Annotated in this window: 13 protein-coding genes; 9 read left to right on the top strand and 4 right to left on the bottom strand. The window is 58.3% G+C overall.

Annotation, left to right across the window (positions count from 1 at the left end; genetic code table 11):
• Nucleotides 1–148 precede the first annotated feature (148 nt).
• Complete coding sequence (gene hutC, locus M0G74_RS04795) at nucleotides 149–886, bottom strand: histidine utilization repressor (RefSeq protein WP_248215150.1); 738 nt, start codon at nucleotides 884–886, stop codon at nucleotides 149–151.
• Between the two features lie 179 nt (nucleotides 887–1,065).
• On the opposite strand from hutC, the gene hutI reads away from it, so the two are divergent.
• Together hutI and hutG are read left to right on the top strand one after the other, a co-directional pair.
• Nucleotides 1,066–2,295 (top strand): imidazolonepropionase, encoded by a 1,230-nt coding sequence (gene hutI, locus M0G74_RS04790; protein WP_248215148.1) that lies wholly within the window; start codon nucleotides 1,066–1,068, stop codon nucleotides 2,293–2,295.
• On the top strand, nucleotides 2,279–3,232 hold the full coding sequence (gene hutG, locus M0G74_RS04785) for a formimidoylglutamase (protein ID WP_248215146.1): 954 nt from the start codon (nucleotides 2,279–2,281) through the stop codon (nucleotides 3,230–3,232). Before hutI ends, hutG begins: the two co-directional genes overlap by 17 nt.
• A gap of 31 nt (nucleotides 3,233–3,263) precedes the next feature.
• Here the strand turns inward: hutG and M0G74_RS04780 are convergent, their stop codons facing one another.
• Together M0G74_RS04780 and M0G74_RS04775 are read right to left on the bottom strand one after the other, a co-directional pair.
• Nucleotides 3,264–3,881 carry an NUDIX domain-containing protein gene (locus M0G74_RS04780; protein WP_248215144.1) on the bottom strand — a complete coding sequence of 206 codons (618 nt, stop codon included), beginning with the start codon at nucleotides 3,879–3,881 and terminating at the stop codon, nucleotides 3,264–3,266.
• 29 nt (nucleotides 3,882–3,910) lie between these two features.
• Entirely contained in the window at nucleotides 3,911–4,414 is a 504-nt protein-coding gene (locus tag M0G74_RS04775) for a hypothetical protein (RefSeq protein ID WP_248215142.1), read from the bottom strand.
• A 276-nt stretch (nucleotides 4,415–4,690) separates the two neighbouring features.
• On the opposite strand from M0G74_RS04775, the gene ampC reads away from it, so the two are divergent.
• The 7 genes from ampC to M0G74_RS04740 all read left to right on the top strand — a co-directional run bounded on the left by ampC (nucleotide 4,691) and on the right by M0G74_RS04740 (nucleotide 12,244).
• Nucleotides 4,691–5,917: a class C beta-lactamase gene (gene ampC / locus M0G74_RS04770; RefSeq protein WP_248215139.1), complete on the top strand. Its 1,227-nt coding sequence runs from the start codon at nucleotides 4,691–4,693 to the stop codon at nucleotides 5,915–5,917.
• A gap of 78 nt (nucleotides 5,918–5,995) precedes the next feature.
• Nucleotides 5,996–6,769 carry a 4'-phosphopantetheinyl transferase superfamily protein gene (locus M0G74_RS04765; RefSeq protein WP_248215137.1) on the top strand — a complete coding sequence of 258 codons (774 nt, stop codon included), beginning with the start codon at nucleotides 5,996–5,998 and terminating at the stop codon, nucleotides 6,767–6,769.
• 261 nt (nucleotides 6,770–7,030) lie between these two features.
• The gene (locus M0G74_RS04760) at nucleotides 7,031–8,752 is read left to right on the top strand and encodes an NAD(P)/FAD-dependent oxidoreductase (RefSeq protein WP_248215131.1); all 1,722 of its coding nucleotides are present in this window, start codon (nucleotides 7,031–7,033) and stop codon (nucleotides 8,750–8,752) included.
• A 146-nt stretch (nucleotides 8,753–8,898) separates the two neighbouring features.
• Nucleotides 8,899–9,591 carry a TetR family transcriptional regulator gene (locus tag M0G74_RS04755; protein ID WP_248215128.1) on the top strand — a complete coding sequence of 231 codons (693 nt, stop codon included), beginning with the start codon at nucleotides 8,899–8,901 and terminating at the stop codon, nucleotides 9,589–9,591.
• A gap of 94 nt (nucleotides 9,592–9,685) precedes the next feature.
• On the top strand, nucleotides 9,686–10,903 hold the full coding sequence (locus tag M0G74_RS04750) for an iron-containing alcohol dehydrogenase (protein ID WP_348983685.1): 1,218 nt from the start codon (nucleotides 9,686–9,688) through the stop codon (nucleotides 10,901–10,903).
• A gap of 32 nt (nucleotides 10,904–10,935) precedes the next feature.
• Complete coding sequence (locus M0G74_RS04745; protein ID WP_248215126.1) at nucleotides 10,936–11,379, top strand: thioesterase family protein; 444 nt, start codon at nucleotides 10,936–10,938, stop codon at nucleotides 11,377–11,379.
• A gap of 37 nt (nucleotides 11,380–11,416) precedes the next feature.
• A complete protein-coding gene (locus tag M0G74_RS04740; RefSeq protein WP_248215124.1) occupies nucleotides 11,417–12,244 on the top strand; it encodes a class III extradiol ring-cleavage dioxygenase in 828 nt (275 codons plus the stop codon).
• A gap of 21 nt (nucleotides 12,245–12,265) precedes the next feature.
• Here the strand turns inward: M0G74_RS04740 and M0G74_RS04735 are convergent, their stop codons facing one another.
• A complete protein-coding gene (locus tag M0G74_RS04735) occupies nucleotides 12,266–13,621 on the bottom strand; it encodes an alkaline phosphatase (RefSeq protein ID WP_248215122.1) in 1,356 nt (451 codons plus the stop codon).
• Nucleotides 13,622–13,714: the final 93 nt, after the last annotated feature.

Raw genomic sequence — 13,714 nt, 5'->3', positions numbered from 1 at the left:
GGCAAAGCGCCGGGCGGAGGTTTTCAGGACCGCTGTAAACCCATCCCTGGGCGCTTCGGCGCAAACTTCCTGTTTGCGACGATCCTGAAAACCTCCGCCCGGCACTCCGCCTTCAATTCATATTTCTTTACTTCGTCGTGTTTCTTTTTCAAAAACGTAGCTGTGCTCCGAGCCGGTATCTATTTCCCGGGTGCACCAGTCGCGCAAAGCTCACGGTGCCCGCACTACTTTTCGTGCGTCGCCAGATCTGCAAACACGCAGTACCCGTTTTGATTTCCAGCGCACTACTCACAGCGTCATCGGCACTAATCGCTTCCACCGTGGTATCCACCTCCGTCAGTGGCGCCACGCGGGTCAGGTATTCGTTGGGTGTGGCCGCAGTGAAGTCCTGTTGCAGGTAGTCCGGCACCAGTGTGGGGTTGGTATAGCGTTCTTCGAACTGGATCGGCAGGTCGTTGTCCAGGTGCACGATGATCGAGTGGTAGACCGCGGCGCCTTCGGCGAGGCCAAGTGCCACGGCGACTTCGGTATTGGCGGTGGTCTGCTCCAGTTTGAGGATGCGGTTGCCGTAACTGTGACCGCGGGCGGCGACTTCGTCGGCGATGTTGCGCACTTCGAGCAGGGAGCCGGCGGGGACTGGTTCGGCGACGAAGGTGCCGAGGCCCTGGGAGCGGATGAGCACGCCTTCGTCGGTGAGTTCGGAGAGGGCGCGGCGGGCGGTCATGCGGCTGACGGTGAAGTCCTGGGCGAGCTGATTTTCCGAGGGCACACGGAAGTGGGCGGGCCAGTCACCGGATTCGATCTGGGCGCGGATGTGCGCTTTGATGGCGGCGTAGCGGGGCTGGCTGCCGGTTTCTGCGGTGGTGGTGGAAGATTGACTGCTCATACTTGTGTGGTCTTTGCCTGCTCGGGTAAAGTGGCTGCCAAGTTGTACATTCTTGTATATACAAGTTTGTCGATGGCGCAACTATGGATTTGATGGCGATGGCTGTCAAGAGTGAGAATCTGCGCCAAATGGCCCCGTTAGGGCTATCGTTACAATTAACGCCAATTCAGTGAGCAACTATGACTGAACGCTGTGATCTGCTGATTACCAACGTCCACGCGGCCACTATGGATCCGTCGATTCCCGGTGCCTACGGCGCTGTAGAAGACGCCGCGGTGGCGGTGACGGGTAAAAAAATCGTCTGGATAGGGCCGCGCCGGGAGCTGCCGGAGTGTACGGCTGATCTGGTGATCGACGGCGAGGGCCAGTGGCTGACGCCGGGACTGATCGATTGCCATACCCATATGGTCTACGGCGGCCATCGCGCCAGCGAGTTCGCCCGTCGCCTGGGCGGCGAAAGCTATGAGGAAGTGGCCCGCAGTGGCGGCGGTATTCTTTCTACCGTGCGCGCAACCCGGGCTGCCAGTGCCGCGGATCTGTACCGCAGTGCCGAGCCGCGCTTGCGCGCGCTGATTGCCGAGGGCGTCACCACGGTGGAAGTGAAGTCCGGCTACGGCCTCGATCTGGAAACCGAGCTCAAGCAGTTGCGCGTTGCCCGCCGCCTGGCCCAGCACCATCCGGTCAATATTCTCACCACCTGTCTCGCCGCCCATGCCCTGCCGCCGGAATACGACGGCCGCGCGGACGAGTACATCGATCTGGTGTGTGAAGAAATCCTGCCAGCAGTGGCCAAAGAGCAGCTGGCGGATGCGGTGGATATGTTCTGTGAAAACATCGCTTTCAGTGTCGAACAGTGCCAAAAAGTCATTTTGGCGGCGCAAAAGCTGGATCTGCCGGTAAAGGTGCATGCGGAACAGCTGGCGTCCACCGGCGCCACCCGTATGGCGGCCAGGGCCGGTGCGCTTTCGGTGGAGCACATCGAATACATCACCGATGCCGATGTCGCTGCCATGGCGGAAAGTGGTACTGCCGCGGTGTTATTGCCGGGGGCTTTTTACACCCTGAAGGAAACCCGGGTGCCACCCATCGACAAGTTGCGTGCCGCCGGTGTACCCATGGCGATTTCCACCGACCTGAATCCCGGCAGCTGCCCCATCGCTTCCCTGCGCCTGATGATGAACATGGGGTGCAATCTGTTCGGACTGACACCGGCAGAGGCCCTTGCCGGCGTCACCCGCTCGGCGGCCCGCGCCCTCGGCATCTGTTGCAGTCGCGGCGTGCTGCGCCCCGGATTGCGCGCGGATATGGCCCTGTGGCCGATGGAGACACCGGATCAGCTGGCCTACGAAGTGGGCGCGCTGAAACCTGCAGAAATGTTTTTCGGGGGACGCCATGTTACAGCTGGCTGATATGCGTTTGTGGAGCGGTCGGATTGACAGTGAAGACGGCAAGGCCGGCAAGCGCTGGCACCAGGACATAGTGCCGCTGCACCTGGACAGCCCGCCGGGGCTGGCGGTGCTGGGGTTTGCCTCGGATGAGGGCGTGCGCCGCAACAAGGGGCGTATTGGCGCTGCCAAGGGGCCGCGGATTCTGCGCCTGGCGCTTGCCAACCTGCCCAAGACCTTCGGTGCGCCACTGTATGACGCCGGCAATGTGCGGGTAGAAAAAGACGACCTGGAATCCGGTCAGGCGATGCTCGGCGCGCGTATTACCGAGCTGATGAGCGCCGGGCACTTTCCGCTGGTGCTGGGGGGCGGCCACGAAATCGCCTTCGGCAGTTACCAGGGGATTGCCCGCTGGATGCGCGAGCAACACCGGGATAAAACCCTGGGCATCATCAATTTCGACGCGCACCTGGATCTGCGCCTGCCGGCGCCCCAGGGCTCTTCCGGCACGCCCTTTTACCAGATTGCGGAACAGTGTGACCTCAATGGCCGCCCGTTTAATTACCTCTGTGTGGGTGCTGCCGCCACCGCCAATACCCCGGCGCTCTATCACCGCGCCGAAGAGCTGGGGGCCCAGGTGATTTCCGACCGGGAAATTGTCCCCTGGCGCATCGAACTGGTGCAGAAGCAGATGGCGGACTTTATCGACCGGGTGGATTTTGTTTACCTCACCATCGACCTGGATGTGTTCCCTGCAGCGGTGATGCCGGCGGTCAGTGCGCCCGCCGGGCGCGGTGTACCCTTCGACCTGTTCGAGCCATTGCTGGACACAGTGCTGGAGTCGAAAAAGGTGTGCCTGGCGGATATCGCCGAGTTCAATCCCTATTTTGATATCGAAGATCACGCCGCACGCACTGCTGCACGGGTGGTGTTTCAGATCGCAAATGGGGTGAAAGGGTGACGAGATAGTTTAATTGAGAGGTGGCGGTGGGCTAGTGATCCGCTTGCGCGGGACTGGCTTCCACCGGCGCCGGGTCAGGCTCCGTGGCCTGTTCGGGCACTTGTGCCGGGATGGCTTGCGGTGCTTGGTAGGACTCCAGGTAGCGGCGGATGTAGGGCTTGTGGGTATAGAGTATGTCTTCCGGTAACTGGTCGAGATCGAAGAAGCGATAACCGAAGATTTCGTTGTCGCGAATCATCACTTTCTTGTCCTGCAGGCGGCCGCGGATGGCGATGTTGATGATCCCGGAGCGCGGTACCTTGTTTACCTCCAGCACCTCAAAATCGTCGATGCGGATGTTCAGCTCCTCATCCAACTCCCGCCGCGCCGATTCCTCGAAGGATTCATGGCGTTCTACCCAGCCGCCGGGCAGCGCCCACTTGTCCTGGTAGCTGTGGCGAACCAGCAATAGCTGCCGGTCGCGCTCCACAAAATACACCATCCCCACCACAAACTTGTCGGTCAGTGCATAGGAGATATTCCAGCGCAGCTTGGGCGACAGCTGGCGGTAAATTTCATACTTGAGACCGGGAAACAATACGAACGCCAGTGCTGCCAGCAAGCCCAGCAACACTGTCGCAAGAATACTTTTCTTCAGGATTCGTCGCATATTCCCGAAACTGCTGTTACCGCAAATGACTAGGTTCGTACACCCAGATTGTACTTGTTCATGACTGCCCGAGACATGACCGCGTAGCGTTGATACTCGTGAACCCGCAAGCCAATGGAAAAGGTCAGCCCGCGCAATTCTTCCAGCGAACGGACATCCGTCGCAGCCGGGCCTCTTCCCCCTGTAACACTGACCGAATAAATAGCCCCCGAGTTCCTCTCTACCGCCTGGAAGCGGTCGTGGCGCTCGCCGGTCAGGTTGAGGTTGTCATCAATATGGCGATGAAATCGCTGAAAGACGTCGTGTGCCCCTACGGTTTTCACAAAACGGATATCCGTCAGGTGGGCGGGAGTGTCGTTGTAAGCGGGGCTGATGTGGGGGTAGCGGTGGGTTTCGCGGCCGGTTAACGTCTGGTCACTTTTGGACATCTTCACGAAAATGCTGGATCCATGTCGTGCCTGGATCACGGCCATGCTGTGTTCGGAGACACCGTAGGATTTCAGGATACTTTTTAGCTGTTCCATGTTTGGCATTGTTCTCATCCTTGTGATTGTAAGCATACATCCTGTTTCTGTGCCGGCGCATTCCAGATCGCGCGGCTATTGCCAACCGCGCTAATACCTTTAGTGGCGTCGGCCTGTGGATAATACCTATTTTCTTGCCCGGTTGATGGATTTACGAGGCGGGAGGGGGCGCACGGCAATGGCTGGCTCTGCCTGTTCCGGTCAGCAGAGCGTGGCTTTTTGCACTATTTTCCGGGGGTGTGGTCTGACGATGAACAATAAATCTGGATGCTCAGGGAAACTGCCATGCCATTGTTGGGTTTGAAATTGCGCCATGTTTTGGCCTGGGGGTTGATGGCGCTGTGCGTATCGGCAAGTTCCTTCGCAGCGCCGGCACGCGTGGACCCGGAGAAGCTTCAGGCGCTGGTGGTTGATGCCATTCGACCCGTGGTGGAAAAGTATGAGGTGCCGGGCATGGCCCTTGCCCTGACGGTGGATGGGGAACCCTACTTTTTTAATATGGGGGAAACCTCGGCGGAGGCCGGGAATCTGGTTACGGAGCACACACTATTTGAAATCGGCTCCGTCAGTAAAACATTTACCGCGACGCTGGCGGCCTATGCCGAGTTGACCGGTGCCCTGTCACTGAAGGATCCGGTGAGCCTGCACCTGCCGGAGTTGCGTGGTTCAGCCATGGATGGTGTGACACTGCTCAATCTGGCCACCCATACGGCAGGTCACTTCCCACTGCAGGTGCCATCGGACATTGAGAACAACCGGCAGTTACTGGCTTACCTGAAACAGTGGCAACCGCAGTATTTTCCCGGTACCAGCCGCACTTACGCCAATCCGGGGATAGGGTTGCTGGGGCTGATCACCGCAGAGAAATTGCGCCAGCCCTACGCCAAGGTCATGCAGGAGAAAATCTTTCAGGGCCTGGGATTGGGGGATACCTATATCTCGGTGCCAGCGGAGAAGATGTCCGATTATGCCCAGGGGTACAACCGCGATGATAAAGCGGTGCGGGTGAATATCGGTGTGCTGGGAGAAGAGGCTTACGGAGTCAAGTCCAGTGCTGCGGATCTGGTGCGTTACCTGGGGATCCATATGCAGCTGGTGCAGGCCTCCCCCGAACTGGAAAAGGCCCTGGCGGCAACCCGCGAGGGGCACTTCAAAACCGAGTTCTATGTGCAGGACCTGGTGTGGGAGCAGTACGCGCTACCCGTGAGGGCCGATACCCTGTTACAAGGCAACTCCCGCATGATGATCACCGAAGATCACCCGGTTGAACCCATCCGGCCTCCCCTGGCGCCGCAAAAAAATGTGTTGATCAACAAAACCGGATCCACCAGTGGCTTTTCCACTTATGTGGCATTCATTCCGGAACAGCGCTTTGGTTTTGTGCTGCTTGCCAATAAATACTTCCCCAACGACGCGCGAATCGAAGTCCTGTACAAAATTCTGCAGGTGTTACTCCCTGAGGTGACTGTCACCGGAGCCGCAACCAGCCCGAAGCTTACCTCGAAGAAATAGCGTCCGCCGGATGGCTTGGCATGCTGCATGCATTCACCAAGCTAATGAACATCCAATGTAGTTTCGGGGGAGAGGTAAATGCAGGCAGTCAACGCAACGAAGGAATCCGGGGCCGAGCGTCATTTTATTGGCAAGGTGCAGTCGGCGGTGGATCCGAGAACCGGCGTGCGCCAGGTGAGCTGTGAATTTGATTCGGCGGGCTATCAAGCCACGCTCTACCCTCAATTGGGAATTGCCCTGCCCGAGTCTATCGCGCGCTCGCTGCCCAAGCGGCAGGCGGGATTTCTCGCGGGTCGCTACGCCGCAGCGCTGGCATTGCAGCACCTGGCCCCGGTACGCAATCAGGATTTGCAGGTCGGTATCGGCGAGCAGCGTAATCCGCTGTGGCCGAGCGGGGTGGTCGGTTCCATTTCTCACGTGGGCAGTGTGGCGGTGTGTGCCGTAAGTCGCCGTCTGGATATGGATTACCTGGGAATTGATGTGGAAGTCCTGATCCCCACCCGGGTCTGCCGCGAGATTGCCACCATAGTGGCCACCCGGCGCGAGCGGGAGCTGCTCAGTGACCAGGGTCTGTCCGAGCGGGTGGCGCTTACCCTGATCTATTCCGCCAAAGAAAGCCTGTTCAAAGCCCTGTATCCATCGGTGCGAGACTACTTCGGGTTCGAAGTGGCCGAGGCCGTGGAGCTGCGGCTCGAGGAGCAGGCACTGGTGTTGCGCCTAACCGAACGCTTCGCAGACAAGCACAAGCTGCCGCAGGACTACCAGTGTCAGTTCACCCTGGGTGAGCACTGGATACAGTCGGTTACCTGCGGAAAGTTTCCGGGGCGCGCAAACCTGAAGGCCGTTGCCTGAAACCGGGGCGCGCGCCGGTAGCCTGCACACTGTAAGTTTCTTTCTCTCCGGCCCTTCTCGCCGCTCACTCTCGCGATAGTGATACCCGGCCTCACAATTTCATTCTGCAGTGTAAATCGCGGGCCAGCCGATGGCTGGCTGCGGATCCTCATTGATGAACGCATATGCAATTGATTGCATAACCTGCTGGTGAGGGCTAAGGTGGCTGAATAACGACGCTATATAAAGACACAATAAAAAAGTATTCGTTGGAGGCTGCTCATGACCGGGTCCAAATCTTCCCAGGGCGTCAGCCCGCAACCGGGCCGTTTGCGCATTGGCCGCCGCTATAGAGCGGGGCGACTCGACGGTCCCTACGATGCCATCGTGATTGGCTCTGGAATCGGCGGTCTCACCACTGCGGCACTGCTCAGTGACCAGGGCAAGAAGGTTCTGGTGCTGGAGCAGCACTACACCGCTGGCGGTTTTACCCATGCCTACGATCGCCACGGCTACGAGTGGGATGTGGGGGTGCACTACATCGGTGATGTGGGCGAGCATCCGACCATGACCCGCAGGTTGTTCGATTTTATTTCCGGTGGTCGTCTGCAGTGGGCGCCCATGGACAGTACCTACGATCGGATCTGCCTCGGCGACAACCAGTACGATCTGGTGGCGGGGCGCCAGGCGTTTGTGACGGAACTGTCCCGACGTTTTCCCGGTGAGCAGCAAGCCATTGAAGCGTATCTGCAGCGGGTAATGGCGGTCGCCGCGGCCATGCCGCTGATCACCCTGGAGAAGTTGCTGCCCCGCTGGTGCTCTCCTGTTCTCAATCTGTACAAAAAAATTCGCTGGCCCGCTTACCTCAATAAAACCACCTACGACGTATTGCGTGAATTGACGGACAACGAAGAGTTAATCGCGGTGCTCACCGGGCAGTGGGGCGATAACGGGATGACGCCGCAGTCCGGCAGCTTCATCATTCACGCGCTGATCGCCAAACACTATCTTCATGGTGGCTATTACCCGATTGGCGGTTCCAGTCAATTTGCCGAAACGATCATTCCCCAGATCCAGAAATCCGGTGGTGAGGTGTTTACCTATGCGCGGGTGGATACCCTGTTGCTGGATGGCAAGCGGGTAACCGGTGTGCGTATGGCGGATGGCACTGAAATTCTGGCGCCGGCGGTGATCTCCAATGCTGGTGTCTTCAATACCTTCGAAAAGCTGCTGCCGCAAAGTGCGGCTGATGCGGCGGGGTATCTGGGTCACTTGCGCGAGGTCAGACCCTCCATGAGCCACCTGTGCCTGTACATCGGGTTGCAGAAAACGGCGGCGGAACTGGGGCTGCCGAAAACCAATTACTGGCTTTATCCCAGCGCCGATTACGAGGGCGACTTTGCGACCTACCTGGAGAATCCACAGGCGGAGATTCCGCTGGTGTATATCTCCTTTCCGTCAGCCAAGGACCCCAGTTTCGAGCAGCGCTACCCGGGCCGGGCCACCATCGAAATAGTGGCACCGGCCAAGTTTGCCTGGTTCGAACACTGGAAAGGGGAAGCCTGGGGCAAGCGCGGTGACGAGTACGAGGCCCTGAAACAGCAGTTCAGTGAACGGTTGCTGGAACATTTATACCGGCACTTCCCGCAACTGCGCGGACAGATTGATTACAGTGAATTATCCACGCCGCTTTCCACCCGCTATTTCTGTGAATATCAGCGTGGCGAAATCTACGGGCTGGATCACGACCCGGCGCGCTTTACCCGCAACTGGCTGCGCCCGAAAACCCGCATCAAGGGTTTGTACCTGACAGGGCAGGACATTATGAGTTGTGGCGTTGCCGGCGCTCTGTTCGCGGGATTGGTCACGGCGCAAAGCCTGCTGGGCTGGAAACGCGGCGGTGCGCTGATGATGCGTATTTTTGGGGGGAAATCCGCAAATAATTCGGGGATCAAATCCGAAGTAGAGGTGTCTGAAAAATCAGACCAGCAGCTGGAGGCGTGAGGCATTGAAGCCGTGTGGCAAAAGGACTTGGAAAATAGTCACTAGTGGCGGGTTTCTCCTGTTTGGGCGATTGACCAGCATTTGACCTTTGTATAGGGTTGCCGCCCGTATTTTGACCTAGTCCAAAATTCCCCGAGGCAACACCCATGGCGACCACAAATGGCACTCTCCGCAAGGAGCCAGTGGCCAAACCGGCACCAGCGAATAAAAAAGCCGAAAAACGCGAGGCTGCCAAGGCAAAAATCCTTGATGCAACCTTGAACCTGATCGCCGATCAGGGGCTGGCTTCCCTTTCTCACCGCACTATTGCCAAAGCCGCCGGCGTGCAGCTGGCGATGACGACCTATTATTTCCAGACGTTCGACAACCTGTTACTCGCGGCATTCCGATCTTTCCGAGAGGGCATGACTCCGGTGCTAGGTGATCTCGAGCAGAAGCAGCAGGCACTATTGTCCCGATGTGAGAGTGCCGCTGATGGGAAGTCTGGGATTGATATTGAGCAATACCTCCAGGGTGTGTGTAGCCTGATTGAAGAGTTCTTCAATGACGCGCAGGACGCCCGCAGCCGCCAGCTTAAGATCGAAAGCCAGTTCCTGTTCCAACAATTCCTGCCTGAACCCGTCTACGATGAGGTACTGGAATATACGCTGTCACTGCAGGCACTTTCACTGCGTTTTTGTATGCCCTTTGATTCCGGGCAGGCAGATGTGGACGGCCGTTTATTGCTGGCAGTAGTCCAGCATCTGGAGTTTTCCCGGGTCAGTAGTCTGGGTTTCACTGGCCTCGATAACCGCAAAATGATCGAGCGTCTGTTGAGGGGCTTTTTAACGCCCGCCTGATCCCTCTCGCGCCGGAATATTAAAGCGGTATTACGGGGCCAAAACTTTTAAGTCTGCTTTCCCCATCCGAAGTGGGAGGTAGAAGTGGGAGGTAATGGCCAAGCCTGACGCTGCGCCGTTCAATGGTCCTCTGAAATACGGGGGCCCTATGCAGAATTTTACCTTCTCCACCACCAAAACCATCATCTGTGAAGCAGGTGCCGCAGAGAAGTTGGCGGATCACTGCCGGTCTGCCGGTGCTCATCGGGTTCTGCTGGTGACGGATGCGGGTATCGTCAATGCCGGACTGCTGGACGAGGTGCTGCCCGGGTTTGACTGCACCGACCTGCGCCTGGGGATATTTGACCGGGTGGAAGCGGACCCGAAAACGGCCACGGTGGAGGCCGCGGTGCACGCGGCCCGCGCGCTGGCAGCAGATATGGTGGTGGGCTTCGGCGGTGGCAGTTCCATGGATGTGGCCAAGCTGGTGGCGGTGCTGGCGCACCCGGATTGCCGTCAGTCCCTCGACGAGCTCTACGGCGTCGGCAATGTACTCGGCCCGCGCCTGCCTCTGTTGCAGATACCCACAACTGCCGGCACCGGCTCGGAAGTGACCCCCATTTCCATCGTTACCACCGGCGAAACCACCAAGGCCGGTATCGTCTCGCCACTGCTGCAACCGGATACCGCATTGCTGGACGCCAGGCTGACGTTGGGGTTGCCACCAGCAGTGACCGCTGCCACCGGTGTGGATGCCATTGTGCATGCCATCGAGGCCTACACCAGTGCGCACAAAAAGAACCCGGTTTCCGATATGCTCGCCCGCGAGGGGCTGCGTCTGTTGTCCGAGAATATTGCCGCCGCAACCCACACCGGCAGCAATCTTGAGGCCCGCAGCCATATGCTGTTGGGGGCGCTCTACGCCGGCCAGGCCTTTGCCAATGCACCGGTGGCCGCAGTGCATGCACTGGCCTACCCGCTCGGGGGGCACTTCCATATTCCCCACGGCCTCAGCAATTCCCTGGTACTGCCCCATGTGCTGCGCTTCAATGCGCCGCAGGCCGCGGCACTCTATGCCGAACTGGCGCCCTGTATTATGGGACGCGACGCTGCGAGCGGGTCGGCGGAGGTACAGGCGGAAGCGCTGGTGTGCTGGCTGGAAAACCTGATTGCCGAGCTGGGCCTGCCCAGTCGTCTGCGGGATTGCGGGGTTACCGAGGAGAGTCTTGCGCGACTGGCGGCGGACGCGATGCAGCAGCAGCGCCTGCTGGTCAACAACCCCCGCGCCGTTACCGAGCAGGACGCACTGGCGATTTACCGCGCGGCCTTTTAACGGCTTAACGGCAATAAACACAAAGAGAAAAAATGTCACAGCAAGCTAACGCAAGTGCGCACTTTGCCCGGGAGCACTACCGGGTGTTCTATCCCATTACCACCCGCTGGCACGACAACGATATATACGGCCATGTGAATAACGTGATTTATTACAGCTACTTCGACAGCGCGGTAAACCGTTACCTGATCGAGGAGGGTGGACTGGATATCCACAACAGCGACATCGTGGCCTTTGTGGTCAATTCCAGCTGCGACTACCGCGCCCCAATTGCCTACCCTCAGCAGCTGGAAGCGGGTATCCGGGTAGAGAAGTTGGGGAGCAGTTCGGTGGTATACCGGGTGGGCATTTTCCTTTCGGGGGCAGCAGAAGCCGCGGCCAGCGGCAGTTTTACCCATGTGTTTGTGGCGCGTTCGGAAAACCGGTCGGTATCGATTCCAGCGCCTATCCGTCAGTCCCTGTCACACATCGGCTAGAATAGTTCCCGAAATCTTTGATTCAGAGGGAATGCGGATGCCGACTCCAAGTGCGCAGCCGGAAGTCTTGTTTGTCTCCCACGGTGGTGGCCCTCTACCGTTGCTGGGCGATCCGGGGCACGGAGAAATGGTGACCTGTTTACAGCAGATCGCTGGCCGCCTGCGCAAACCTTCGGCCATCCTGGTTATCAGCGCCCACTGGGAGGAAAGTCAGCCCAGTATTACTTTCGCCAGTCATCCCCCGTTGATTTATGACTACTACGGGTTTCCTGACGAGTCTTATTCCATCGAGTATCCGGCACCCGGGGAGCCGGCACTGGCGCAGGCGGTTTATGACGCCCTGTCGCAGTCCGGTATCGAGGCGCGAAAAGATAGTAGCCGGGGCTTTGATCACGGTTTATTTGTACCGCTGAAACTCCTCTTTCCACAGGCGGATATTCCCTGTGTACAGTTGTCGCTCAAGAGCAACCTGAATGCCTCAGAGCACCTGGCGATTGGCGCTGCGTTGCGAGGGCTCGAGTGGGAAAACCTGCTGGTGCTCGGTTCCGGATTCTCGTTTCACAATATGAAGGCTTTTTTTGCCGCCGAAACCGATGAATCCCGCCGTCTGAATAGCGCCTTCGAGCAATGGCTGCATGAGACCTGTACCAGTGCCGCACTTACGGAAGCCGAGCGGGCGGAGCGTCTGGTGCACTGGTCCAGTGCACCCGGCGCGCGTTTCTGTCATCCGCGGGAAGAGCATTTATTGCCGCTGCATGTGTGCTATGGCATCGCGCAGGCCCCCTGCGCGGAGCCGTTTGCGCTGAACATCCTGCACAAGCGGGCCAGCATGTATTTATGGCCGGCGGCGCTCGCATCTGCTTGAGTTGATGCCATCCCGATAACATCAGCCGGATTTGCTACCCAGCAACTCGAACAGGGTTTTGCTGATGTCGGTGTTGTCCTGAAATCCACGGAAACGATCATGCCCTTTGCCGGCAGCAAATACCTGCACATCCACCGCGTCGTGGCCGCGGGTGGTCCAGCCGGTGTTTGAGTAGCGGCTGCTGATCTCGACGACGGTGTCATACAGGTTATGTTCGTCTTCCTGGCTTTTATCCAGGGCTTTGCGTAATCGCTCCTGATCCTGCGGTTCCAGTGTGTAGCCAAAGTTTTGCGACCAGCGCGCTGCAATATCGGTGTCCTTATCCAGCTGCTCGGTAAATTTACCGAGACTCTGCTTTTGTTGTGCAACGATGTCGGTGTTCCAGATATAGCGTTTGTTGGCGGCCAGGCTCAATCCCCCGGTGGAATGGTCGGCGGTCACCACCAGCAGGGTGTCGGGGTTGTTCTCTATGAATTTTTCCACCAGTTCGATACTGTGGGCAAAATCGTCCATTTCATGCATGGCGCAGGCAATGTCGTTGGCGTGGCCGCACCAGTCGATCTGGCTGCCTTCGATCATCATAAAAAAACCGGCTGGATTTCTATTGTTCTGCAGCAAATTCAGGGCGTGGCCGGTCAATACGGACAGCCGGTGTGGATTGGCGCTATCGATGGCGCGTTCAAGCCCTTTACTGGCAAACAGGCCAATCGCGGGTAGCCGGGTGAGGCTGTTCAGCGCGTCGAATTCGATGGCGCTTTGGTAATCCAGCCGCTCAAATTCCTGCAGAATATTGCGATCCTGCCGCTGAAAATACTGTTGCCCACCGCCGAGTAACAGGTCCACCACCGGGCGCTGATTAATGCGGATATCGATAAAGTCATTGGCAATGTCGTCCTTGTTGCCGCGGGACTCGTTGTGGGCCACGAAACTGGCCGGGGTGGCGTGATTCAACTCGGATGTCACCACCAGCGCGGTATCTTTGCCCAGTTGTTTTGCCCGCTTGAGCAGGGATTCCAGCGGCTTGTGTGCGGCGTCAATGCCGATGGCACCGTTGTAGGATTTGACACCGGTGGCCAGCGCGGTGGCGGAAGCCGCCGAGTCGGTAACATAGGTGTCGTCATCCGGGTAGGTACTGGCGGTACCCACCAGCAGGCGATCAAACACGGTGGTGTCTACTGCCGGTGTTCGCGGGTCATCCTTGAAGTAGCGGTATCCTGAGGTGTAGGCGGGGCCCATGCCGTCGCCAATCATGAAAATGATATTGCGCGGCTGTGACTGGGTAAAAGGTGTCTGCGTGGAAAGTGTTTGTGTGGAAAGCGCCTGGCTAGCGAGGCCCAGCAGCAGACACGGTACCAGGGGCAAGGTCTTGAGTTTCATAGGCGGCTCCGTAAATCTCGAGTGCCGAAAAAAGCACTCTGGATAAGCTGGGCCATCGCCTGGACCCAGTTAGCGCCAGAGTGCAAAGAGAGA

The organism is Microbulbifer sp. CAU 1566, assembly GCF_023156515.1.
Lineage (GTDB): Bacteria > Pseudomonadota > Gammaproteobacteria > Pseudomonadales > Cellvibrionaceae > Microbulbifer.
Note: the sequence above shows the minus strand (reverse complement) of the source record. Positions and strands in the feature narration are given on the sequence as shown.

Bases quoted from the DNA above. Each gene is read 5' to 3' on its own strand.
- M0G74_RS04745 (WP_248215126.1), top strand. From the start codon at position 10,936: ATGTCACAGCAAGCTAACGCAAGTGCGCACTTTGCCCGGGAGCACTAC.
- M0G74_RS04740 (WP_248215124.1), top strand. From the start codon at position 11,417: ATGCCGACTCCAAGTGCGCAGCCGGAAGTCTTGTTTGTCTCCCACGGT.
- M0G74_RS04775 (WP_248215142.1), bottom strand. From the start codon at position 4,414: ATGCCAAACATGGAACAGCTAAAAAGTATCCTGAAATCCTACGGTGTC.
- M0G74_RS04780 (WP_248215144.1), bottom strand. From the start codon at position 3,881: ATGCGACGAATCCTGAAGAAAAGTATTCTTGCGACAGTGTTGCTGGGC.
- M0G74_RS04735 (WP_248215122.1), bottom strand. From the start codon at position 13,621: ATGAAACTCAAGACCTTGCCCCTGGTACCGTGTCTGCTGCTGGGCCTC.
- M0G74_RS04750 (WP_348983685.1), top strand. From the start codon at position 9,686: ATGGCCAAGCCTGACGCTGCGCCGTTCAATGGTCCTCTGAAATACGGG.
- hutC (WP_248215150.1), bottom strand. From the start codon at position 886: ATGAGCAGTCAATCTTCCACCACCACCGCAGAAACCGGCAGCCAGCCC.
- M0G74_RS04765 (WP_248215137.1), top strand. From the start codon at position 5,996: ATGCAGGCAGTCAACGCAACGAAGGAATCCGGGGCCGAGCGTCATTTT.
- hutG (WP_248215146.1), top strand. From the start codon at position 2,279: ATGTTACAGCTGGCTGATATGCGTTTGTGGAGCGGTCGGATTGACAGT.
- ampC (WP_248215139.1), top strand. From the start codon at position 4,691: ATGCCATTGTTGGGTTTGAAATTGCGCCATGTTTTGGCCTGGGGGTTG.
- hutI (WP_248215148.1), top strand. From the start codon at position 1,066: ATGACTGAACGCTGTGATCTGCTGATTACCAACGTCCACGCGGCCACT.
- M0G74_RS04755 (WP_248215128.1), top strand. From the start codon at position 8,899: ATGGCGACCACAAATGGCACTCTCCGCAAGGAGCCAGTGGCCAAACCG.
- M0G74_RS04760 (WP_248215131.1), top strand. From the start codon at position 7,031: ATGACCGGGTCCAAATCTTCCCAGGGCGTCAGCCCGCAACCGGGCCGT.